Raw genomic sequence first — 23,361 nt, forward strand, 5'->3', positions numbered from 1 at the left:
GGCGGGGCTACAGGTAGTCCTGGTCCTTGAGCTGCTCTATCACGTCGTCGACGAACGCCTCCGCCGAGTCGTACGGGAAGTCGCCGCCGGGCAGCTTCGTGTTGAGCTCCATCGCCGTCATCGAGAAGTCGCCGGACTCGAACTTCGTTCCGGGGCCGTCGGGGAGCGCCGGGACGAGGTCCATCGGGCTGGAGATGGGGTAGTCGGCACCTTCGAACGCGTCGATCATCTGTTGCCGGAGGTCATCTTCGTCTGCCATGCAACCCCCTTTTGGGGCATAAATATTAAATTTTGGTGTAGTTTTTCCGAGAGGTGCCGCGGTCGAGCGGCGGATTCGCCCGGAACCCGTGGTCGGCGTCGGCCCGGGCCGCGGAAACGGACAATTCGGGGGAAGTTTTTACACCGCGCCGACCGTGGGAGACGGTATGGACTACCACGACCCGGCGGCCGGCCGCGAGGTGGCCGACCGAACGCGCGCGTTCGTCGAGGAGGACGTGATCCCCGTCGAGCGGGACCTGCTCGGCGACGGGCCCGTCTCGGCGGAGACGGTGGCGACGCTCCGCGAGCGGGCCCGGGAGCGCGAGGTGTACGCCCCCCAGATCCCCGAGGAGTACGGCGGCCTCGGCCTGGACTTCCGCGAGGCCCTCCCCGTGTTCGAGGCGGCCGGGCGGAGCCTGCTCGGCCCGGCGGCGATCCGCGCGGCCGCCCCCGACGAGGGGAACATGCACACGCTGGAGATGGTCGGCACGGACGAACAGAAGGAGCGCTGGCTCCGCCCCCTCGCCGAGGGCGAGGCGCGGTCGGCGTTCTCGATGACCGAACCGCTTCAGGGCGGCGGCTCCGACCCGAAGATGATCCGGACGACCGCCGAGCGGGACGGCGACGAGTGGGTGATAAACGGCCACAAGTGGTGGACGACGCAGGGCACCGAGGCCGACGTGCTCATCGTGATGGCCCGCACGGACCCGGACGCCCACCCGTACCAGGGGTGTTCGATGTTCCTCGTGCCCGCGGACGCGGACGGGGTCGAGGTCGTTCGGGACATCCCCCACGTCGGCGGCGAGGTGACGGGGATGAGCCACGCCGAGATCCGGTACCGCGACGTCCGGGTCCCCGAGGCGAACATGCTCGGCGCGAAAAACGCCGGCTTCGCCATCGCCCAGCGGCGGCTCGGCCCGGCCCGGCTCACCCACTGCATGCGCTACAGCGGGATGGCCCAGCGCGCCCTGGAGATAGCGAAGGCGTACACCGCCGAGCGGCAGGCGTTCGGCGAGGCGCTCGCCGAGAAAGAGTCGCTGCGCCACCGCGTCGCCGACGCCGAGACGCAACTGCACGCCGCCCGGACGATGGTCCGCCACGCGGCCCGTACCATCGCCGAGGGCGGCGAAGGCCGCGTCCCGGTGGCGATGTCGAAGGTGTTCACGGCCAACGCCGTCCAGCACGCCGTCGACGAGGCGATCCAGCTCTGTGGCGGCAACGGCATCGGAAAGGACCTGCCGCTGGCGGACTTCTACGAGAACGTCCGCGCGTTCCGCATCATCGACGGGGCCGACGAGGTCCACCGTCGGGTGATCGCCCGCGACGCGTACGACGGCGTGAACGAGGACGCCATCGAGGGGATCACGCGGTACGAGGGCTGAGCCGGCCGCCCGTTACCCGGTCACGGAGCCCCGACCGCCGCCCCCGTCGTGCTTTTGCTCGCTGCCGCCGTACCGCCGCCCATGAACGACGCCGACGTGACTGCCCTCGCCGAGGCGCTGGCCGCCGCGGACCGCGCCGTCGCGCTCACCGGTGCCGGCGTCAGCACCGCCTCCGGGATCCCGGACTTCCGCGGCGACGGCGGCCTGTGGGAGCGCTACGACGAGAGCGACTTCCACGTCCGGCGCTTCCTCGCGGAGCCCAGCGCGTTCTGGCGGGACTGGGTCGACCTCCACGCCGAGATCTCCGGAAACGCCGCACCGAACGCCGCCCACGAGGCGCTGGCCGACCTAGAGGCCGCCGGCCACGTCGACGCTGTGGTCACGCAGAACGTCGACGGCCTGCACGCGGCGGCCGGGGGCGAGCGCGTGGTGCGACTCCACGGCCGGGGCGACCGCGCGACCTGCCGACGCTGCGACGCGTCGGTGGCGGCCGAGGCGGCGGTCGAGCGCGTCCGTGACGGCGAGGCCCCGCCGCGCTGCGACTGCGGCGGCCTCCTGAAGCCCGACACCGTCCTCTTCGGCGAGCGGTTGCCGGAAGCGGCGCTGTCGGCCGCGGAGAGCCACGCGGCCGGCTGCGACGCGATGCTCGTCGCGGGCACCTCGCTGACGGTCGAACCGGCGGCCAGCCTCCCGCGGCGGGCGGCCGAGGGCGGGGCGACGCTGGCGGTCGTCAACGCCGAACCGACGCGGGCCGCGGACCGCGCGGCCCACGTCTTCCGGGGGGACGTGACCGAGGTGTTGCCGGCGGTCGCCGACGCCGTGTCGGACTGATACTGCGGGACGACCGGCCCGCGTCACCGCTGCCGACCTACTCCAGCGCGGCGGCCAGTTTCTCGACGGGGTGGGCCGGCGGCCCCGCGCCCTCCCGGTCGCCCAGTTGCGTCCGGCAGGACGCGCCGGGCGCGACGACCTCGTCGCCGTCGCTCTCGACGACCTGGTCGAACAGGATCGAGCCGATCGCCTGGCTCATCGAGTAGTGCTCGGCCTCGTAGCCGAACGTACCGGCCATCCCGCAGCAGGTGGAGTCGAGCGGGTCCACGTCGTAGCCGGCCCGGCGGAGGACGCCGACCGCGTGGTGGTCCTTCTTCGTCGCCTTCTGGTGGCAGTGGCCGTGGTACGTGAGCGCGCCCGCGGCGTCCGCGTCGAGCGCGTCGTCCAGCCCGAACGCGTCGAGATACTCGCAGACGCCGTAGGCGTTCTCGGCGACTCGGTCCACGTCCCGGCCCGACAGCAGGTCGAGGTAGTCGGACTGGAGCATGACGGCGTCGGACGGCTCGACGACGACCACGTCCCGGCCCTCGTCGACCTCCGGCGCGAGTTCGGCGACCACGTCGGCGGCGGTGTCGCGGGCGGCGTCGAGAAAGCCCTTCGAGTGGGCCGGGCGGCCGCTGTCGGTCGCCTCGGCCAGTTCCACGCGGACACCCGCGGCCTCCAGCACGCGGACGGCCGCCTTCCCGCGCTCGGGGTGAGTGTAGTTCGTGTACGTGTCGGGCAGGAGCACCGCCGTGCGCTCGGCCTCGCCCGGCGAGACGGCGGGGCCGCCGCGGGCTTCGAACCAGTCCCGGAGCGTCTCCCGGCTGAACGACGGCAGCGAGCGCTCGCGGGCGATCCCGAACGCCTTCTCCATGACGGCCCGCGCGCCGGGGAGCTTCGGCAGCCAGTTCGAGACGGGCGCGGTCGCGCTCCCGAGGGCCGCCAGCGAGTCGAAGTTGGCGAAGGCGCGGTCCCGGAGGCTCGCCCCCTCCCGCTGGTGGCGCTCGTGGGTCACCTCCGTTTTCAGCTTCGCCATGTCGACCTCGCTCGGGCAGTCCTTCGCACAGCCCTTGCAGCCGATACAGAGGTCGAGCACCTCGTCGGCGAACTCGCCCGATAGCTGCTCCTCGTCGGGCAGGTCGCCGCTCATCGCCTGCCGGAGCGCGTTCGCCCGGCCGCGGGTGCTCAGGATCTCCTCGTCCTCGGCGCGGTACGTCGGGCACATCACGCCGCCGGTGGTGTCCTGCTCGCCGCGGCAGCCGCCACAGCCGTGGCACAGTTCGGCCATCCCCTGGAACCCCTGGTCGTTCTCCCAGTTCAGTTCCGGGTCGAAGCCGGCGTCGAACTCGTAGTCGTCGCCGTACCGGAAGTGCTCGGTCATGTCGTGGTCGCCGCAGACGTTCCCGGGGTTGAGCAGCCAGTCGGGGTCGAACGCCGACTTGAGGTCGCGGAACGTCGACCACAGCTCGTCGCCGTACAGTTTCCGGTTCCACTGGGTGCGGGCGCGGCCGTCGCCGTGCTCGCCGGAGACGCTGCCGCCGAACTCGACGACGAGGTCGGTCACGTCGTCCGCGATGGACTCCATCGTCTCGGCCCCCATGTCGGACTTGGTGTTGACGAGCGGCCGGATGTGGAGCACGCCCGGGCCGGCGTGGGCGTAGAAGCTGGCGAACGTGTCGTGGTCCTCCAGGATCTCCTGGAAGCCGGCGACGTACGCCGGGAGGTGCTCCGGCGGGATCGCACAGTCCTCGATGAACGAGATGTGCTTCTCGTCGGTCGTCCGCGACAGCAAGATTGGGAGGCCGGACTTGCGGAGCTTCCAGAACCGCGCTCGGTCGTCGGCGTCGTGGGCCTCCAGCGCGGCGACGGCGCGGGCCTCTGCGCCGGTCGCCGGCGCGCCGTCGGGGGCCGACGCGTCGCTTGCCGGCACGCGGTCGGCGAGCAGCCCGGCCACCTTCTCGCGGCCCTCGGCCTCGTCGTCGGCGTAGAACTCAACGAGCAGGACCGAGTCGGTCCCCTCCGGGAGCATCGCCACGACGTCCTCGAACTCAGCGGTGTCCCGGGCGAGGTCGATGAGCACGTCGTCGACCAGTTCGACCGCCGCGGGGTCGTGTTCGAGGATCGGCTCCACGTCCTCCATCGCCTCGACGACGCTGCCGTACGACAGCAGGGCGAGCGACTTCGTCGCCGGGATCGGTTCGAGCGACACCTCGACCTCGGTGACGACCGCAAGCGTCCCCTCGCTCCCGGCCAGCAGCTTCGCGAGGTTGACCGTCCCGTCGTCGGCCCCCTCGACCAGCTTGTCGAGGTTGTACCCCGAGACGTTGCGCTTCAGCTCCGGGTAGCGGGCGTCTATCTCGTCGCGCTCCTCGTCGAGTATCCGGTCGACCTCGGCGTACACCCGCGCCTCCACGTCGCCGTCGCCGGCGCGCTCGCGGATCGTCTCGCGGCTCACCTCGCCGAACGTTGTCACGGTGCCGTCCGCGAGGACGACCTCCGCCTCCTCGACGTAGGCGTCGGTCTTGCCGTACTGCAGGGAGTGTGCGCCGGTCGAGTTGTTGCCGACCGCGCCGCCGATGGCGCTCTTGTCGCCCCACGCGGGGTCGGGCGCGAACTTCAGACCGTGGGGTTCCAGATCGGCGTTGAGGTCAGCGAGGACGGTCCCCGGCTGGACCCGCGCCCGGCGCGCGTCGGGGTCCACGTCGAGGACGGCGTCCATGTGCCGCGTGAAGTCGAGCACGACCGCCTCGTTGACGGTCTGGCCCGCGAGGCTCGTCCCGCCGCCCCGCGGGAGCACGGGGATCTCCCGCTCGGCGCAGTACTCCATCACCGCCGCCACGTCGTCCGTCCGCGTCGGGAAGACGACGCCGATCGGGGTGCGCTCGTACGCGCTGGCGTCGGTGGCGTACAGCTGGCGGCTGTACTCGTCGAACCGCACCTCGCCGTCGACGAGGCCCTCCAGGTCGTCGACGAGGCCGGGGCGGTCGACCGACCCGCCCGCGTAGTCGTAGGGTGCACGGTCGTCCGCGCTGGGGTCGGCTCGCGTGCCCGGGCCGCCGCGGCTGGCGGTCATCGGCTGACCCACCCGGATACCGTTACCCGTGAGTTCGATAAGTGCATACGCCCGTGTTTCGCGTCGGCCTACGTCAGCGTTCGGGTCACGGCTCGGCTTACCGGGCCGCGGTCCGCAGGCGGGAGCCGAGCGCGCGGGCGGCGAGGGCGGCCGCGTACACCGCGATCGCCGCGAGGACTATCGTCCCGCCGGCCGCGGTGCCGTGCGCGTAGGAGACGGTGACGCCGACGAGCACGGCGACCTGCGCGGCGACGACCGCGAGCGCGACCGACTGCCGGAAGCTCCGGGCGACCGTCGAGGCGGCCGCCACCGGGACGACCAGCATCGCGGCGACGAGGACGACGCCCATGATCCGCATCGCGCCGACGACGACCACCGCGGTCAGCACGACGAGCAGGCGGTTGTACAGCCCCACGTCGACCCCGCCGACGCGCGCCGCGGTTTCGTCGAACGTGACGTAGGCCAGTTTGCGGTACGTGGCCCCGACGACGGCGACGACGAGGACGGTCAGGGCGACCAGCAGCCGGACGTTGCCCTCCGTGACGGTCGCGAGGCTTCCGAACAGGTACTGGCGGATGCCCACCGAGATGCCGCCGTCGAGGCTGATCACCACGCTTCCGAGCGCGAACCCGCCCGAGAGGACTATCGCCATCGACACGTCGCCGTACGCGTCCGTCCGCTCGGCGATGGCCTGGATCAGGAGGGCGGCGAGGACGGCGACGACGAGCGCGGCCAGTTCGGGCGACACCGGGACGGCGAGCGCGGAGCCGACGAACAGCCCGATCGCCACCCCCGCGAACGCCGTGTGGGCGAGCGCGTCGCCGATGAGCGCCATCTCGCGGTGGACGAGGAAGCTGCCGACCAGCGGGGCGACGACGGCGACGCAGACCCCGGCCACCAGCGCCCGCTGCATGAACCGGAAACCGACCATCTCGACCAGGTCAATCATGGTCGTGACGGAGCAGTTGCCGGTTCGCGCCGTACGCCCGCGACAGCGCGTCGCTCTCGACGAAGTCCGCAGGGTCGCCGTGGTACTCCAGCGAGCAGTTGACGCAGGCGACGCTCGTGGCGTGGCTCGTCACGACGCCGATGTCGTGCTCGACCAGCACGATGGTGAGCCCGTCGGCGTTGAGGTCGGCGAGCAGGTCGTAGAACGCCGCCCGCGACTCCGCGTCGACGCCGACCGCCGGCTCGTCCAGCACGAGCAGGTCCGCGTCGCCGGCAAGCGCGCGGGCGATGTACGCCCGCTGGCGCTGCCCGCCCGAGAGCCGCCGCAGCTGTCGGTCCGCGAGGTCGGCCACGCCGACGGTGTCCATCGCCCGCTCGACGGCCGCGCGGTCGGCGTCGCGGAACCGGCCGAACCCGACGCGCGGGTACCGGCCCATGCGCACCGCCTCGCGGACGGTGACCGGCATCCCGCCGTCGCCGCCGGCCGCGTTCTGCGCGACGTAGCCGACGCGCTCGCCGTCGCCGAACTCGTGGGCCGGCTCGCCGAACAGTTCGACCGAGCCGGCGTCCGGGCGGCGGAGCCCGAGTAGCAGCGCGACGAGCGTGCTCTTGCCGGAGCCGTTCGGCCCGACGAGGCCGAGGAACTCCCCGGCCTCCACGCGCAGCGTCACGTCCTCGACGGCCGGCCGTGGGCCGTAGCCGAACGTCACCCCGTCGACGTCGACGACCGTCATTCGGCACCCAGCGCCGTCCGCAGCGACGGCAGGTTCACGTGCTCCTGCACCTCCACGTACCCCCACCCCTCGTCCGCCCACGCCTCCGTCCGGCCGGGGATCGGCGTGATCGGCAGGACCTCGCTCGCGTCGGTGTCCTCGACGAGCAGTTCGGCGGCGCGGTCGGCCTCGAACGTCGGCGCGAGCACGTGGTCAATCCCGTGGCGCTCGATGATTTCCTGTGCCGCCCCGATGTCCCGCTGGGAGGGGGAGTCGTCCGGCGAGACGGACGTCAGCGCGTGGACCTCGAAGCCGTACCGGCGGCCCATGTACTGGAAGGAGTTGTGCCCGGCCACGAGCACGGCGTCCCGCGACGCGGACGACAGGGCGGCCTCGAACTCGTCGTCGAGCGCCGCCAGCCGGTCCCGGTACGCCGCGGCGTTGTCCCGGTAGGCGGACTCGTTGTCGGGGTCGACCGCCGCGAACCCGTCGGCGATCGTCCCGACGGCCGTCGCCGCGCGCGTCGGGTCGAGCCAGAAGTGGGGGTCGGCGTCCCCGTGGTCGTGCCCGCCGTCGTCGTGATCCTCGCTCCCGTCCCCGTGGTCGTCGCCGTCGTGGCCGTCGTCGTGGTTCTCCCCGTCGTGCTCGTCGCGGTCGTCGTGTCCGTCGTGGCTCCCGTCCGGCGGCAGGTGGTCGACGTCGCGCCGCGCGGCGACGACTTCGACGTCCTCGTCGTCGCGCTCGACGTTCGCGACGACGTCGTCGGCCCACGGCTGGAACCCCTCGCCCATGTAGACGAAGGCATCGGCGGTCAGCACGTTTCGCTGGAGCTGGCCGGACGGCTCCCAGCCGTGACCGTGCTGGCCGACCGGCACCAGCGTCTCGGCGTCGGCGGCGTCGCCCGCCACTTCCGCCGCGAAGTCCCCGAGCACGAAAAACGAGGCCTCCGCCGTCGTGCCGCCGTCGTCGCCCGAGACGCCGCCGAGACAGCCGGCGACGGCCGCCGCAAGCGTTCCAGCGCCGGTCGCGAGCATCCCGCGTCGAGTCAGTCCGTTCATCTCGGTATTAACTCTATATCCTATCTTAATAAGAGCTATTATTCAAAGATTCTCTGTTATTATATCGTTGCCCCACGCACAGCTACCGAGCGCATCGGGACAGAAACGCGGTCCCGCGGCCGAACCGGGCCGGCAGCGGACGGCGACGAAAACGAGTCCCGTGGCGGACCGCGGCGTCAGGACCGGATCGTCTCGACTATCTCTTCGGCCTGCTCCCGGGCCTTCCCTTCGCCGACGCTTTTCTTTATCAGGACGCTCTGAACCTCCCAGTCGTCGCTCCCCTCCTCTTTTCCGGTCCGGACCTCGCTCCCCTCCGACACCGAGTCGGACGCTTCGTCCGCCCAGTCGGGCGTGCGTATCTCGTCGAACTCGTCGGGGTCGCGAAAGCGGACGTGGTAGTAGTCGTCGCCCTCCTCCACCGCCTCGACCGACGGGTCGCTGGCCATGTCGGTCGTCCCACGGGGGCGGTGAAAAGCGTCGCAGTCAGCGGGCCTACCGGTCGCGGCGGCGAGAGGTCCCGGTCAGGTCGGGGCGACGGCGCTCCCCTCGCGGTCGCGGACGGCGGCCACGACGGCGTACACCACCGGCGTGTCGAGCACGGCGATGGCGAGTTTCAGCAGGTACTGACCGACGATGAGGGAGAGTATCGCCGGTGGCTCCAGCGCGCCGCCGACGCCGAGCAGTCGCGGGGCGACGAAGAAGGCGACCGAGACGAAGATGACGGTGTCGATGGCCTGGCTGCTCGCGGTCGACCCGACGTTGCGGAGCCACAGCGCGTCGCCGTCGGTGTACTCCCGCAGGCGGTGGAAGGCGACCACGTCCCAGTTCTGCGAGACGACGTAGGCGAGCAGGCTCCCGAGGACGATGTTCGTGCTCGCGCCCAGCACGGTCTCGAACGTGCCGGCGTCGACGCCCGCCGGCGACGCCGGGGCGAGGATCGTCGACCACACCAGCGCCAGCACGACGAAGTTCATGACGAACGCGACGTTGACGACCACCTGCGCCGCGCGGCGGCCGTACAGTTCGGCGTAGCAGTCGCTCGCGAGGAACGTGACGGCGTAGGCCAGCGCGGCCCCCGGCAGGAGCAGTTGGTCGCCCGCCACGGGGACGGAGACGGGGAGGCCGAACGCCAGTATCTTGGTCGCGGTCAGCTGTGCGGTCACCAGCGCCGTGACGAACAGGGCCACGAGGGAGACCTGTCCGACGGTCGGGGTGCCCGGATGTGTGTCGCTCATACCCCAGCGAGGCCCGTCGCCCCCTTCAGCCCTCCGAAACGGCTCGTCGTGGGCCGACGCGTCCGCGCCGTCGGCCGCCTCACTCGGTCGCCATCGCCGGCACCGCGACGCGGTTCAGCACGTCGGCGACGACGGCGCTTTTCTCGACGCCGTTGACCGACGCCTCGGTGGTGAGCACGAGGCGGTGGGCCAGCACCGGCTGGGCGACGCCCTGTACGTCGTCGGGCGCGACGAAGTCCCGGCCGGCGATGACGGCGTTGGCCCGCGCGGCCTCGAACAGCCGCTGGACGCCCCGCGGGGAGACGCCGACCTCGACCCGGGGGTCCGACCGCGTCTCCCGGCAGAGGTCGACGATGTAGCCGCGGATCGCGTCGTCGACGCTCACCGTCTCCGGGACCGCCTGCAGGTCCGCCACGTCGGCCCCCTCGATCACCTGCTCCACGGCCGGGGACTGCTCGCTGCGGTTCGCGCGGCGCTTGAGCAACTGGAGTTCGCCGCCCCGGCCCGGATACCCCATCTCCGTCTTCACGACGAAGCGGTCCCGCTGGGCCTCGGGCAGTTCGAACGTGCCCTCCTGCTCGACGGGGTTCTGGGTGGCGATCACGAAGAAGGGGTCGGGCAGGACGTGGGTGTCGCCGTCGACGGTGACCTGCCCTTCCTCCATGGCCTCCAGCAGGGCGGCCTGGGTCTTCGGCGGCGCGCGGTTTATCTCGTCGGCCAGCACGACGTTCGCGAACACCGGCCCCTCGTTGAACTCGAAGGTGCCGTCCGTCTCGTCGTACACGTGGGTGCCGGTGATGTCGGAGGGCAGGAGGTCCGGCGTGAACTGGATGCGGTTAAAGGAGAGGCCGAGCGCCTCGGCCATCGACCGGGCGGTGAGGGTCTTCCCGGTGCCCGGCACGTCCTCCAGCAGGACGTGGCCGCGGGCGAGCACCCCCAGGAGGACGGTACGGGGGAACTGTCTGTCGGCGATGACGGCCTCGTGGACCGCGTCGAGGATCGCCGAGCACTCGGCGGCGGCCTCGTCGACGCTGCGTGTCGGGGACTCGCTCATCGCCTCCGTCTAGCGCCGGCCGCTACGTATGCTTTCGGCTCCGGGCCGGTCGCCGGCTACGACTGGACCCGGGACAGCAACAGCACCGTCCCGACGAACGCCGCCGCCGCGCCGACCGCGACCAGCGACCCCTCGGGGACCGGCCGGCGCATGGTCCCCTCCAGCGCGAGCGCCCCGGCGACGCCGGCGGCCGCGACGGCGACGCTCGCCACCGCGTGGACGAGTTCGCCCTGCCGGCTCCACGCCTTCCGGCCCAGTTCCTCGGCGACGCCGACGCCGAACTCCCCGGCGTCCCAGGCGACGGTCGCGGCGGCCACGCCGATGTACAGCGCAAGCGGCCCGTCGCCGATGATCCCCGTGATGAGCGCGCCGACGAACAGCCCGCCGCTGGCGAGCGACACCGGCGCGACGCGGTCCGTCAGGAAGCCGAGGCGGGCGAGCAGGACGACGCCGCCGGCCAGCGCGGTAAAGAGGATCGCGCTGCCGGCGACCGCGAGCAGGGCCACGGAGCCCCGGCCCGCGACGGCGATCAGTTCCTCCAGCACCGGCGCCATCGCGACCGGCGTCCGGGCGCGGACCCGCGTTATCACCGGCGCGGTGAACACGGAGACGGCGAGGACGACCGCCACGCCGGCCGCGAAGGGGACGGCGCGGGGCGTGACGTCGGCCGCCGCGGCGTCCCGGACGCGGAGGACCGCCTCGGCCGCCGCGGCGGCGACGGCCCCGACGGCCGCCACGACGACGAGCAGCCAGCGGAGCGCCCCGGCGGTCGCTATCCCGTCAAGCGCCCCGAGCACCGCGCCGACGGGGCCGCCGGACGGGACGGTCCCGAGCAGCGTCAGGCCGCCGACCAGGACGCCGAGGGGCGCGACGACGAGGTACGTCCGCTGGAGGTGGACCCGCGCCCGCCGGACCTGCTCCGCGCGCCGGTCGGTCGCCCGCTCGGGCGCGAGTTCGACGAGCGGCAGCCGCGCGAGCGCCGCCCGCGCGGCGTAGCTCGCGGCGGCCAGCAACAGGAGGAAGTCGCCGACCCGCAGCGTCCGGCCCGTGGGGGCGACCAGTTCGCCCCACAGCGCGCCGACGACCGGCCCGCCGACGGCCGCCGTCTCGACCGAGCCGAGCTTCGAGGCCATCGCCATGAGCGCGGCCAGCGACAGCGGGAGGAGCGCGTAGCCAAAGCGGGAGACGGCGGTCGCGAGCGACCGGTTCCCGACGACGCCGGTCCACAGCGCGGCGAGGCCGGTGACGGCGACCAGCAGCGCGACCGCGCGCAGGGCCCGCACCGGCGGGCCGCTCGCCATGGCGACCAGGTCGCCGACCAGCATCGCGCCGGCCGGGACCAGCAGCAACGCGCCGACCGCGAGCGGTTCGGGGTCGTCCTCGTTCAACAGCGACAGCGCGACCGCGACGACGAGCGCCGCCACCGCGCTGTCCACCACCTGCTCCAGGACCGCCGTCCGGGAGCCGACGAACAGGACGCCGGCGCCGACGACGGCGGTGACGAGGAGGCGGCTCGTCCGCGGCGGCGTCGCGTCGCCGTTTGCCGCCCGCTCCGGGCCGACGAAGGGGTTCAGGCTCATCGCACCGCCTCCAGCGCGTCGGCCAGCGCCAGCGTCAGCGGCTCGTCCGGGTGCCAGTCGACGACCGGTACGCCGGCGTCCCGCACCCCGGCCAGCCGGGTCCGGCGTTCGAGCGCGACGATCCGCTTGCCGGTCGACCCGTCGCCGGCCACGTCCGGCGAGACGACGGTCAGTTCGTGGCCATGGGCCGCGAGCGTCCGCACCGCCTCCGGCGGGTAGGCGTCGAGGAACGGGCTGACGACGATCAGTTGCGTCGACCCGGAGAGGCGGCGGCGGAGGTCGGCGACCGCGTCGTTTCCGGCCCCGCTACCGTCCGCGACGCCCCGGTCGCCTGCCGGCGACGCGAGCACCTCCGAGAACAGCCGCTCGGCCCGCGCCCGTAGCTCCGGCCCGCTCGACGGCTCGACCCAGGCGACCGTCTCGCCGGCCGGCGCGTCCTCGACGGCGGCGACCCCGACCTGGTGGTCGGCGTTCGCCAGCGTGCCGACCAGCCGCGCGGCGGCGTACACGCCCAGGTCCACGCCGGTGGGATACCCCTCGGCCGGCGCGACGTCGCAGGCGTCGCGGGCGTCGACCAGAACGACGGTCCGGGCGGCCTGCTGTCGCCGGTAGTCCACGGTCGTCAGCGAGCCGCTCTTGGCCAGTTGCCGCCAGTCGATCCGGCTCGGCGGGTCGCCGGTCCGGTACTCCCGCGTGCCGTAGAACTCGACGCCGGAGCCGCCGGTGTCCGTCGGAAGCTGGCCGGTGAACCCCGTCGTCTGCTCGTGGAGCGGCACCTCGTCGACGCCGACCTCACAGGAGAGGCGGGCGTCGCCGCCGGCCTCGACCGCGGCGGTGTCGTACCGCGTGGCGCTCGCGTTCCGGAGCCTGACCCGCGGCGGGTCGAAGGCGTACTCGCCGCGGCGCGCGACCAGCGAGTACGATACGGTCGCCGACTCGCCGGCCCGGAGCGCGACCGCCGCGCGCGGCGACCCCGCGAAGACGGTGACAGCGTCGGGGACGCCGTCGACGATGCGCACGTCCGGCAGCGCCCGGTCGGTCGCGTTCGTCACGGTCAGCGTCACGGTGACCGTCTCGCCCGGCATCGGCGACGCCGGCCGGATCGACCGGTCGACCCGGACGCTCCCCGCCGCGGCGGGCGTCCCCGACAGCGCCCCGACGAGGACGAACGCGAGCGGGACGACGGCGGCCGCCAGCAGCGGCTGCTGGCCGCTCGCGACGCCGGCCGACGCCAGCGCCGCGCTCCCGGCGACCGCGCCGCCGAACCGCCGCACCGACGCCATCAGCGGGACACCCCCTCGCCGCGACGCGGGCCGTCCTCCCGCCGGGGCTGCGGGTCGCCGCCCGCCTGCGGTCGGCCGTCCGCTCCCCCGCCGTGCCAGCGGCGCTCGTGGCGGTCGAGTTCCCGGCGGAGCGCGTCGACCGTCCGGGCCGCACGCCGGCGGGTCTCCCGCTCGGGGGCGAGCCAGAGGCGGAGGCGCTCGCCGAACGTCCACGCCGTCGCGCGCTCGTCGCCGAGGAACCCGGCCGCGACGCGGTCGTCCGTCCACGTCCCGGCGGCGACCAGCGCCTCGGCGTCCGCGTCCGGGCGGCTCCGGTTCAGCACCACGAGCGCCGTCTCGTACAGGGTCGCGGCGGGGTCGGGGCCGCGGCCCCACGCCGACAGCTCCCGCTCGCCGACGCGCTCGACGGCGGCGTCGAACGCCTCGCCCGCGACGTCGTCGTCCGTCGTCGGGTCCTCGGGGGGCGCGGCGACGATGGGCTCGCTCCGGCCGGGCTCGCCCGACGAGCGGACGCTCCACAGCACGGCCAGCAGGCCGAACGCCGCGACGGCAGCTGCGATCCGGGTCGAGCCGGTCGAGGCGGCCGCCTCGCGGGCGGCCGTCCGGACCCCCGCTGGCAGCAGGTCGGGCGCGTAGGCGAGTGCGACCCCCGCCGCCAGCGTCGTCGCTCCGACGGCGACGACGAGCCGGCGACCCCAGCGGTTCATCGGTCCTCGCCCCGGTTCCGGAGCGCGTCGAGCGCGCGGCGGGCAGCCGACAGCCGCTCCTCGTCCGGGCGGTCCTCGCCGTACTCCGCGCGCCGGAACGCGTTCGTCAGCCGGTACACCGGCTCGTCCGGGAACCCCTTCCGCACCGCCGCCCGGGCCACGTCGCCCGGCGTCCGCGTCCGGTTGTCGCCCGGCGAGACGAGGCCAACGAACCGACGCCAGAGCGCCCGGAGCGAGCGGCGCTCCTCGCTCACGTCCTCGGGCGCAGTCGCGCGCTCGACGACCTCCGTTCGGTCGGTCGGCTCGGGCCGCGGGCCGCCGCCGATGCCGACCCGCCCGAGCAGCTGCCGGACGAGGGCCCGCAGCCGGGCGACGACGCCGCCCAGCGTCAGCCCCGCCAGCGCCGCCCGGAGCCGCCGGAACCCGTCGAACCGCTCCACCGCCCGCTGGACCAGCCGCGCCAGCCCGTCGAGCCCGTCGCCGAGCGCGACGAGGACGGCGACGAACCCGCCGGCGACCCAGCGCAGCCGCGCCGCCACGTCGTCGACGGTCACTCCGCGGCGGCGCGCGAGCGCGACGGCCCCCGAAAGCGCCGCGACGAGGGCGACGCCCGCCGCCGCGACCGGCAACAGGAGGCCGTCGAGCGCGGTTTCGGTCGTCCGCCCGTCGACCGACGCCGTCACCGTCGCCGAGTTCGCGAGCGGGAGCGGCACCGACAGCTCCCCGTCGCCGTCGGTCCGCCCGACCGTCTCGCCGTTTATCGCCACCGTGGCGTTGGACACGGGGTCGTCGCCGACGGTGACGACGACGGTGGCGTTCCGGCCCGCCACCGCCAGCCCGTCGACGCTCGCGTCGAGTTCGCCGAGCGATATCGTCCGCTCGCCGGCCACGTCGCCCCGCTCGACGGCGACGGTCACCTCGTCGCCGGCCTCGCCGCGGAGCGTGGTCGTGAACGTCCCCGCCTCGTCCGTCCGGCCGACCGTCTCCCCGTCGATCCGCACCGTCGCGTTCCGGAACGGCTCCCCGCCGGCCCGGACGAGCAGGTCGACGGTCGCCCCCGGCGTCGGCGTCCCGGCCACACGGACCGAGACGGTCGTGTCCACGTCGTACGTCCGGGTGCCGTTGCCGTCGGCCGGCGCTTCCTGTGCCGGCGGTGCGCCGAAGGCGAAGCCGCCGGACCGCTCGCCCGCGCCGGCGAGCGCGGCGCTGTCGGTCACCGTGAGACCGGCCGGCCCGCTCTCCCGCGTCGCCACCTCGACGGGGCGGACGGTGACGTTGAGGCTGTCCGTGTACGGCACCGTCCCGACCACCTGGCCCGCCGAGTCCGTTCTGCCGACGGGTTCACCGTTGAACGAGACGACCACGCCCTCGACGGGTCGGCCCGCCTTCGTCACCGACACCGTCACGTCCCGTCCGGGCGCGGGGTCGTCACCGAGGTCGATCGAGTACGGCGGTTCAGCGTTCGTGAGGGTCCCGTTGCTCGGGTCGTACGTCTCGCCGGGGCTCGTCTGCACCTCGTGGGGGTAGTCCTCGCCGTCGCCGGTCCGGTTCTCGACGGCCTGCTGCTGGACGGTCTGGCGGTCCGCCGCGGGCGTCGGGTCGAACTTCACCCAGCCGACGTCCTCGAAGTACACCTCGACCCAGGCGTGGGCGTTCATCCCCCGCACCTCGTAGCGGTTCTCGTCGACTGGCTGGCCCTGGCTGTAGCCGACGACGTAGCGCGCGGGGATGTCCTGTGTCCGCAGCATCGCCGTCATCGCCGTCGCGTAGTACTCGCAGTACCCCTCATCCATCTCGAAGATGAACTGGTCGGCCACGTCGCCGCTCGTGTCGTGGGACGCGTCGAGCGAGTAGTCCTTGTTCTCCTCCAGCCACCGCTCTATCGTCGCGGCCTTGTCGTAGGCCGTCGCGTCGTTCGCGGTCAGCTCCGACGTGAACTCCCCCACGCGGTCCGGCGTCGAGTCGGGCATGCGGGTGTACCGTTCGAGCTGCTCGGAGCCGGTCGGCGTCCCCGTACGCCGGAGCAGTTCGGGGTCGGGGTTCCGCCGGTAGCTCGTCACCGTGTACTCGCTCCCCGCCGCGAGCGGCTCGTCGGCGGCGATGCCGTACCGCTGGACCGACACCCGCGCGTCCGTGTCGATGTCGATCGGCCGCCACGCCGCCGGCAGCGCGGTGGCCGGCCGTTCGAGTTCGACCGTCTGCTCCAGGCGGTAGCCGCCGCGGTTCGACCGCGCCGCGTCGAAGAACTCGCCCTGGCCGACCGCCCAGCCCTCGCCCGTGTACATGTCGTACGCCCCGGTGCGCCAGTACGCCGGCTGGTCGCTCTCGACGTAGAAGTGCGTCTCGGCGGACTGGTTGCGCAGCGACGCGCCGCCGAGCGAGCCGCCGACGCTCGTGCTGTCGCCGGGGTTCAGCGCGCCGAGCCCTGCCGACGCCGCGCCGGTGCCCCCGGGCACGCCGCCGGACGGGGTCGACGGCCCGCCGCCGTCGCCGCCGGACTGGTCGAACAGCGACTCGTTGAAGCTGTCGCCGCTCAGGGGCGCGGCGAGCGCCGGCACGACCGTGCCGGCCGCGACCAGGCCGACGACACAGGCGACGGCGAGCGCCGCCGTCAGCGGGTCGCGGCCGTCGTTCGGAGGGCTGTTCGACGCATCCTGTCGGTCGTCGGGGGGTGGTCCGGCCATGACTCGTCTCCGGGGCCGGGGCGGGGGACCCGGCCGTCGTGTTGTCGGATACAGGTGCCGAGAGAGTAATAAGTCTTGGAGTGCTCGACGCGCCGTCACGGCGACGGGTCGCTCTCGCTCACCGCGTGAGCGGTCCGCTCAAGCGGTGAGAGAATGTACCTGTCGTCGCTGTGTACTGCTATGGAACGCGATACGACGGACGGCCGGACGCGACGCCGGGTGCTGGAAACGACCGGGGCGCTGGCCCTCGGCGGGGTCGCGGGCTGTCTCGGCGGCGGTGGCGACGGATCGGACGGGGCAAACGGCGGCAGCGTGGCCGACCTGACGACGGTCGAAACCGTCGGCGGGTCGGGACGGAGCGCCAGCTATGCGGGGTCGTGGGCCGGTTCGTCCGCGCCGTCCGAAGCGTGGCGGTTCCAGGCCGGCGGGAACCCCGGCTTCACCGCCGGCATGATGGGGCCGGCCGTCGACGACGACCGCGGGCAGGTGTACGTCACCTACCGGGTGCAGGATGAGTCGAAAGTGGCGGCGCTGGACGCCGGAACCGGGGAGAAAGCCTGGGAGGCGACCGTCGGACGGGAGTCGAGCACGAGGAGTTACGCCGACCCGGGCTACGTCACGCTCGCCGGCGACGCGGTGCTCGTCACGTACCAGTCGCAGGTGTCGGCGTTCGAGGCGGCCGGCGGCGAGCACCGCTGGACGACCGACGTGTGGGACCTCCGTAGCAATTACAGGCTCGGGAAGGCCCTCGCGGTCGGCGGCACCGCCGTCGTCTGGTACCGATCCGCGCTCGTCGGCCTCGACCTCGCCAGCGGCGACGAGGTCTGGCGCAACGAGGACACGTGGCTCCGACGACACGCGGTCGACGACGAGTACGTGTACACGACGTCCAAATACTCGGAGGAGGGTGCGTTCTCCCTCCTCGCACACGACCCGGGCGACGGGAACGTCGCACGCGAGATCGGCGTCGAAGCCGACGATAACGTGTTCGAATTCACGCCGGCCGGCGTGGTCGGCGACACCTGCTTTGTCCACGCGAACGTGACCGGTTCGTCGGACAGCGTACTGTATGCCGTGTCGTTGGCCGACCGGACGGCCACCGGAACGGGGACGATAGCGGACATGGCGTACGACGAAACCGCGGTCTTCGCCGACGGCGAGACCGCCTACGCGTACGGAACGAACGACGGCACCGAGATCCGCGCCTACGACGGGACGAGCATGGAGCGGACCGGGAGCGTCGGCGTCGGCGGCACGACCGTCCCCCGGCAGTCCGACGGCGCGTCGCGACACGCCGTCACCGACGACGCCGTGCTGTTCGGCCACGGGAAGACGCTCAAGGCCTGGAGCAGGGACCTCGGGTCCGGGGGCTGGGAACTGACGCCGTCCGACGTCGTCGTCGGGACGGTCGTCCCCGCCGGCGGGATGCTGTTCGTCGTGACCCGTTCGGCCGACCAGTACGGCGGCTCCGGGAGCCCCGCGTCGCTCGTCGCCTACGAGTGACCGCGACGCCCCGACCGCCGGCTACCGCGGTCAGTCCTCCGCCCCGACGCACGACGACGGCGATGCCGCGCGCATCCGGCGGACGTGGGACTCGATGACGTCGAGCGTCGTCGATTCCGCCGGGGCGTACACCGTCGAGTGCTTGTGGTAGCTCGTGGGGCGCTCCTCGACGGCGACCGTCCAGAAGTTCGTGGCGGCGACGTCGTCCCTCTCCATGACGCCCTGCAGGCGGGCGACCCACTCCGCGCGTTCCCCGTAAGGGGCCGAGTCCTCGGGCTGGACGCCCCAGTTGTACTCGCCGACGTACAGCGGCTTTCCTAACTCCTCGCGGACCGTCTCGATCGTCGATTCGAGCGTCGGAACCACCTCCTCTTCCGGGAGGTCTTTGTGGCTCGGGCCGGGGTAGTAGTGGATCGACACCACGTCGATGGGGTCGGCGCTCGCCTCGTCGACGAACGCGTTCCGGCCCTGGTGGCCGTACGACCCCGTGGTGAGCAGCGTCCGGTCGTCCAGGTCCTTCACGAACGCGCCCGCCGCCTCGATCCACGGCCGGATCGACTCGCCGACCCGCGGCGGCGACATCTGTATCTCGTTGCCCAGTTCCCACATCGCGATGGTGGGGTCGTTCCGGTACTCGACGCCGGTGAGGTGGTTCTCGTGGGTGAGCAGTCGCTCGACCCAGCCCTCGAACATCGCCATGCACTCGTCGCTGTCGAAGAAGTCGCTGCGCGTCTCCGCGTCGTCGGCCCACCGCACGAACTGCGGGACGTTGACGCTCAGGTTCTCCTCGCCGATGGGCCCGTACGCCGGGTTGCCGTTGATGAGCGGCACGAACAGCCGGATGTCGCGGCGCTTGGCCGCGGCGACGACGTGGTCGAAGTACTCGAACCACGCGTCGTTGTACGACTCCGGCCCGTGCATGCTGTCGATCCGCGCCCACGACGGCGCGAACCCGAAGACGCGGACGCTCATGACGCCGCGCTCGGCGATGGTGTCGAACGCCGTCTCCAGGTCCGTGCCCCGGTCCGGCGAGAACGCGTTCGCCAGCGACGACCCGCCGAAGCGGACCACGCCGTCACCACAGACCAGGTCGGTGCCGTCGACGCCAACGTCGTGTTCCGGGTACGGGGCGACTTCGACCGCCGCCGTCGCGCTGTCGAGCGTCTCCCCCTCGTCCCGCAGGGAGGCCGTCACCGGGTTCCCCCCGACCCGCCCGCGCTCGAACTCGACGGTCGCCTCCGCGCGTTCGCCGGCCGGCAGGTCGACCGCCGTCGAGTCCACGAACTCGTCCTCGAACTCCACGGCGACCAGCCCGTCGAACGGCTCCGCGCCGTCGTTCGCCACCGTCACGGCGACCGTGCCGGTCCGGTACTGCCCGACGGGCGTCGGCGTCACGGACAGGTCCGCGATCCCGGCGGACGGCCCCGGTTCGGTCGGTTCGGCCGTGTCGGTCGGCGTCGCCGTTCCCGTGGCCGAGTCCGTCGGTTCGTCGGTGGCCGCCTCCGTCGACTCCCCGCCGGTCCGGTTACACCCGGCGACCGCCGGCACGCCCGCCGCGGCCAGCGCCGCGAGGAACCGCCGACGGTCGCCGGGTGCGTCGTCACCGTCGCGTGTCATATCCCGTGAATGGCACGACGGCACCATTACGTCACCGGCCGACGAGGCCGCTCAGGCCGTGAGCGGCGGCGGGCCGGCCGCGCCGTCGGGCCTCAGTCGTCCGCCGCCGCGAGGAGGTCGGCCCGGCGCTCGCGGAACTCCTCGCCGCGGTCGTCGAGGCCCGCGTCCGCGGCGAGGTCGGCCGCGCGCTCGCAACAGACCGCCGCCGCGTCGCGTCGCCCCTCGTCGACGAGGAGGTCGACGCGCCGCTCCAGCGTCTTGACGGCCATCCCGACGGCGTCGAGGTCGGAGAGCGTCGCCGCGGCGCGGTCGTAGCGGTCGAGCGCGGTCCCGGCGTCGGCCCGCTCCCGTGCCACGTCGCCGAGTTTGACGACCGCCTGTGCGGCCCCCACGTCGTGGTCGTGGTCGCGGTGGATCTCCCGGTTCCGGCGGTAGTGGTCGGCGGCCGCCTCCAGGTCGCCGCGTTCGAGCGCGACCCGGCCGAACCCGGCGTGGACGTTCCCCCGGAACCGGTCCATCCCGAGTTCGTCGGCGAGCGACAGCGCCCGTTCGAGGCAGTCCTCCGCGCCCGTCACGTCGCCCCGCTTGGCGAGCAGGTCGCCGAGGTTGTACACGTTCTTGGCGAGCGCCCGGCGGTTGCCCGTCTCGCGGCGGCGTTCGATACACCGCCGGTAGTAGTCCGCCGCCCGGTCGAACTCGCCCTGGTTCTCGGTGACGATGCCGAGTTCGTTGAGCGTGTGGGCGACGTCTCCGTCGTCGCCGAGTTGCCGGTCCATCGACAGCGTCCGCCGGAGCCACTCCTCGGCCCGGTCGAGGTCCCCCCGCCTGCGGGCGAGCGAGGCCCGGTAGTTCGTCGTGGTCGCCCGCTCCGGCATCGGCGGCAGGTCCTCGCCGGTCGACAGCGCGGCGTCGAGGTGTGCCTCGGCGTCGTCGAAGCGGTCGGTCTGGAGCGCGACCCACGCCAGCGAGTTCCGCGCCATGACGCGGAGGCGGTCGTCGTCGGCCGCCGACGCCCGGTCGAGCGCCCGCTCGAAGCGCTCCCGGGCGGTCGTCATGTCGCCGCGCTGCTCGGCGACCTCGCCGCGGTTGACGAGGCTCCGAACGACGAACCGGTCGCGGGTTGCGGCGTCCGCGTCGACATCGCGGGCCCGCTCGGCCAGCGCCTCCGCGACCGACTCGGCGCGGTCCAGGTCGCCGTGTTCGTACCAGCCGACCATCCGGTCGCGGAGGCAGGCCAGCGTCGTTTCGGGGGTACAGCCCTCCGGGAGCGCGATCCCGGACCGGGTGTGGTCGCCGAACAGCGGGACGAGCGACGAGTGGTCGGTGGCGAGGTCGAACACCGACCGGACGAGCCCGTCGGGGTCGTCGGCGGTCCGCCGCAGCGTCGTCGCCTCGCCGCCGAGCCAGCGCTCGACCCGGTCGCGGCGCGCCCGGTCGTCCGCGGCGGCGAACAGCGCCGAGAGGCCGCGCTCGAACGCGGCGACGGCGCGGCGCTCCTCGCGGTCAAGCAGCGTCTCGAGGAACTGGACGGCCCAGTAGGGGTGCTGGGTCCGGTAGCCGTCGTCGGCCGGAAACAGCAGCCGGCCGGTCAGCGCGTCGAGGGCGTCGGCGATCCGCCGGTGGGCGTCGACCGGGTCGGCGTCGCCGTCCGCGACCCGCCCCGCCGCGACGGCGTGGATCTGCCCCGCCGTCACCGCGCGGTCGGCCGCGACCAGCGCCGCGGCGAGCGCGCCGACAGCCAGCGCCGTGCCCCCGTCGCCCGCGTCGCCGAGCGCGTCGTGGGCCTCGCGAACGTCGGCATCGAGGCCGGTCGGCGCGTCCTCGCCGCGCCGCCACGGCGCGCCCCCGGAGTGGGCGACGAGGTGGTAGCTCAGGAAGTACATCCCGCCCGCGTCGCCGCGGTTCACGCGCTCCAGCAGCCGCTCCGGGTCGACGGCGACCCGCCGCCCGGTGGCCGCCTCGAACGCCTCGACGGCCCGCTCGCAGGCGGCCGCGTCGAGGGCCGGCAGCCGGAACTCGTCGACGCCCGACCGCAGCACCTCGCGCAGGGTCGCGTCGGAGAGCGACTCCGCGAGCCCCCGCCAGTCGCCGTCGCGGGCCTCCAGCAGGACCGCGGCGTCGCCGTCGAGCAGCCGGCACAGCTCCAGGGCGGCCTCGCCCCGCTTGCCCGTGGCGTTCTCCACGACGACGAGCGCCCGCCCGTCGCAGTCCGCCGCCGCGGCCACCCGCTCGGGCGCGTCGAACGACTCCCCGGCACGCGCCGGGCGGTAGAACACCGGCCCGCGGTCCCGCCGGACCCACCGACACGCGACCGAGCGGCAAGTCGTCGACTTCCCGTCCCCGGGCGGCCCGGTGACCACCACGTCGTCGCCGGCACCAAGCCGGTCCGCGAGCGCCGCCGCGACGGGGCGGCCGTCGCCGTCGTCCGGCCGGGTGCGGCGCTGGAACGCGTAGCCGTAGTACACGTCCGCCAGGCCGTGGCCGGTCTGCCACGCCCGCACCGGGTCCGTCGGCGTCCGCCCGGCGAACGCCCGCTCGTCGAACCGCTCGAACCCGTCGGCCCGGAGCGGGTCGCTCGCCTCGGCCAGCGCCGTCGCCGCGGCGTCGTCGGGGACCGACACGTCGACGGGCGTCGCCGTCGCGCCGACGGCGGCCAGAACCCCCTCGGCCCAGTCAACGACCGCGTCGGCCGTCGACCGTACGAGCCCGACCGCATCGCCGCCGTCGGCCGTCAGGACGAACACCGTCCGCCGGTCCCCCTCCCTGACCACGAACAGTTCGAACGGCGGCACCTCCCCCCGCCGGAGGTCGAACCCCGACCGTGACCCGAGGTCCGCGGCCAGGGCCGGGAACTCCTCGCGGAGGCGGTCGGCGACGTCCGGCGCGGCGACGACCCCGCCGGAGAGGTCCCCGTCGAGGAGGCGCGCCCGACACAGCCGCAGCGGCCGCGTGTCGCCCAGCCGCGGCAACAGCGCGTCGACCGCATCCGCCGTCCGCACGTCCGCGAGCAGCCGCTCGTAGAGGCGGTACGGCTCGTCCGGCGCGGCCGATACCTCCCCCTCCGTCAGCAGTTCGGCCGGGAGGTCGGCCGCCGGCGGCAGCGCCGCCAGCGCGCCGTCGGCGGCGAAGATCGCGCGCTGGTCGTCGACGAACGCCCGGTAGCGCTCGACGGCGAGTTCGCCGAGCGTGGTCGCCACGTACTCGCCGTCGACGCGGTCGACGAGGTCGGCGCGCTCCAGTTCCCTGATCGCACGGTCCACGGTCGACCGCGACGCGTCGAGGTCGTCGACGAGCGTCGGCTTGTCAGCCGGTCGGTCCAACAGGCGCGTCAGGAACTCGCGGCGGTCGGCGACGAGTTCGATCCGGGCCGTCTCCTCCCCGGTGTCCATACCGACACCTATCACTCGGCTGTAAAGTGTTTGACGGCGGATCGCCGCCCCCGACGCCGGGACC

17 protein-coding genes are annotated in these 23,361 nt (G+C 73.6%); 3 read left to right on the top strand and 14 right to left on the bottom strand.

From position 1 onward, the window contains the following. Positions 1 to 7: 7 nt before the first annotated feature. Positions 8 to 259, bottom strand: coding sequence for an MTH865 family protein (locus EYW40_RS04235; protein WP_135820359.1), 252 nt, complete (start codon positions 257 to 259; stop codon positions 8 to 10). 166 nt (positions 260 to 425) lie between these two features. Here EYW40_RS04235 and EYW40_RS04240 point away from each other — a divergent pair, with 166 nt between their 5' ends. Then, complete coding sequence (locus tag EYW40_RS04240; protein ID WP_135820360.1) at positions 426 to 1,640, top strand: acyl-CoA dehydrogenase family protein; 1,215 nt, start codon at positions 426 to 428, stop codon at positions 1,638 to 1,640. 81 nt (positions 1,641 to 1,721) lie between these two features. Then, complete coding sequence (locus EYW40_RS04245) at positions 1,722 to 2,471, top strand: SIR2 family NAD-dependent protein deacylase (protein WP_135820361.1); 750 nt, start codon at positions 1,722 to 1,724, stop codon at positions 2,469 to 2,471. A 37-nt stretch (positions 2,472 to 2,508) separates the two neighbouring features. Here the strand turns inward: EYW40_RS04245 and EYW40_RS04250 are convergent, their stop codons facing one another. From EYW40_RS04250 to EYW40_RS04305, 11 genes are all read right to left on the bottom strand, one after another. Further along, a complete protein-coding gene (locus EYW40_RS04250) occupies positions 2,509 to 5,526 on the bottom strand; it encodes an FAD-binding and (Fe-S)-binding domain-containing protein (protein WP_135820362.1) in 3,018 nt (1,005 codons plus the stop codon). Positions 5,527 to 5,623: 97 nt separating this feature from the next. Next, the gene (locus EYW40_RS04255) at positions 5,624 to 6,475 is read right to left on the bottom strand and encodes a metal ABC transporter permease (protein WP_135820363.1); all 852 of its coding nucleotides are present in this window, start codon (positions 6,473 to 6,475) and stop codon (positions 5,624 to 5,626) included. Then, entirely contained in the window at positions 6,468 to 7,208 is a 741-nt protein-coding gene (locus tag EYW40_RS04260) for a metal ABC transporter ATP-binding protein (protein WP_135820364.1), read from the bottom strand. Before EYW40_RS04260 ends, EYW40_RS04255 begins: the two co-directional genes overlap by 8 nt. Continuing rightward, positions 7,205 to 8,245, bottom strand: coding sequence for a metal ABC transporter substrate-binding protein (locus tag EYW40_RS04265; RefSeq protein ID WP_135820365.1), 1,041 nt, complete (start codon positions 8,243 to 8,245; stop codon positions 7,205 to 7,207). The genes EYW40_RS04260 and EYW40_RS04265 overlap by 4 nt, the downstream gene beginning before the upstream one ends. Positions 8,246 to 8,421: 176 nt before the next feature. Then, positions 8,422 to 8,691, bottom strand: a complete 270-nt coding sequence (locus EYW40_RS04270; RefSeq protein WP_135820366.1) for a hypothetical protein — start codon at positions 8,689 to 8,691, stop codon at positions 8,422 to 8,424. A 75-nt stretch (positions 8,692 to 8,766) separates the two neighbouring features. After that, positions 8,767 to 9,480: a queuosine precursor transporter gene (locus EYW40_RS04275; protein WP_135820367.1), complete on the bottom strand. Its 714-nt coding sequence runs from the start codon at positions 9,478 to 9,480 to the stop codon at positions 8,767 to 8,769. Between the two features lie 79 nt (positions 9,481 to 9,559). After that, positions 9,560 to 10,534 (bottom strand): AAA family ATPase, encoded by a 975-nt coding sequence (locus tag EYW40_RS04280; RefSeq protein ID WP_135820368.1) that lies wholly within the window; start codon positions 10,532 to 10,534, stop codon positions 9,560 to 9,562. A 56-nt stretch (positions 10,535 to 10,590) separates the two neighbouring features. Continuing rightward, the gene (locus EYW40_RS19515) at positions 10,591 to 12,114 is read right to left on the bottom strand and encodes a DUF7519 family protein (RefSeq protein WP_161973156.1); all 1,524 of its coding nucleotides are present in this window, start codon (positions 12,112 to 12,114) and stop codon (positions 10,591 to 10,593) included. After that, positions 12,111 to 13,397, bottom strand: a complete 1,287-nt coding sequence (locus EYW40_RS04295; RefSeq protein WP_135820370.1) for a DUF58 domain-containing protein — start codon at positions 13,395 to 13,397, stop codon at positions 12,111 to 12,113. The genes EYW40_RS19515 and EYW40_RS04295 overlap by 4 nt, the downstream gene beginning before the upstream one ends. Beyond that, the gene (locus EYW40_RS04300; protein WP_135820371.1) at positions 13,397 to 14,104 is read right to left on the bottom strand and encodes a DUF7269 family protein; all 708 of its coding nucleotides are present in this window, start codon (positions 14,102 to 14,104) and stop codon (positions 13,397 to 13,399) included. Before EYW40_RS04300 ends, EYW40_RS04295 begins: the two co-directional genes overlap by 1 nt. Next, positions 14,101 to 16,788, bottom strand: a complete 2,688-nt coding sequence (locus EYW40_RS04305; protein ID WP_135820372.1) for a transglutaminase TgpA family protein — start codon at positions 16,786 to 16,788, stop codon at positions 14,101 to 14,103. The genes EYW40_RS04300 and EYW40_RS04305 overlap by 4 nt, the downstream gene beginning before the upstream one ends. 180 nt (positions 16,789 to 16,968) lie before the next feature. Here EYW40_RS04305 and EYW40_RS04310 point away from each other — a divergent pair, with 180 nt between their 5' ends. Then, positions 16,969 to 18,291 carry an outer membrane protein assembly factor BamB family protein gene (locus EYW40_RS04310; protein ID WP_161973157.1) on the top strand — a complete coding sequence of 441 codons (1,323 nt, stop codon included), beginning with the start codon at positions 16,969 to 16,971 and terminating at the stop codon, positions 18,289 to 18,291. Positions 18,292 to 18,321: 30 nt separating this feature from the next. On the opposite strand, the gene EYW40_RS04315 is transcribed toward EYW40_RS04310, so the two are convergent. Next, positions 18,322 to 19,908 carry a cellulase family glycosylhydrolase gene (locus EYW40_RS04315; RefSeq protein WP_135820374.1) on the bottom strand — a complete coding sequence of 529 codons (1,587 nt, stop codon included), beginning with the start codon at positions 19,906 to 19,908 and terminating at the stop codon, positions 18,322 to 18,324. 92 nt (positions 19,909 to 20,000) lie between these two features. Continuing rightward, positions 20,001 to 23,297 (bottom strand): tetratricopeptide repeat protein, encoded by a 3,297-nt coding sequence (locus tag EYW40_RS04320; RefSeq protein WP_135820375.1) that lies wholly within the window; start codon positions 23,295 to 23,297, stop codon positions 20,001 to 20,003. Positions 23,298 to 23,361 lie beyond the last annotated feature (64 nt).

It is taken from the genome of Halostella litorea (genome assembly GCF_004785955.1).
Taxonomy (GTDB): domain Archaea; phylum Halobacteriota; class Halobacteria; order Halobacteriales; family Natronoarchaeaceae; genus Halostella; species Halostella litorea.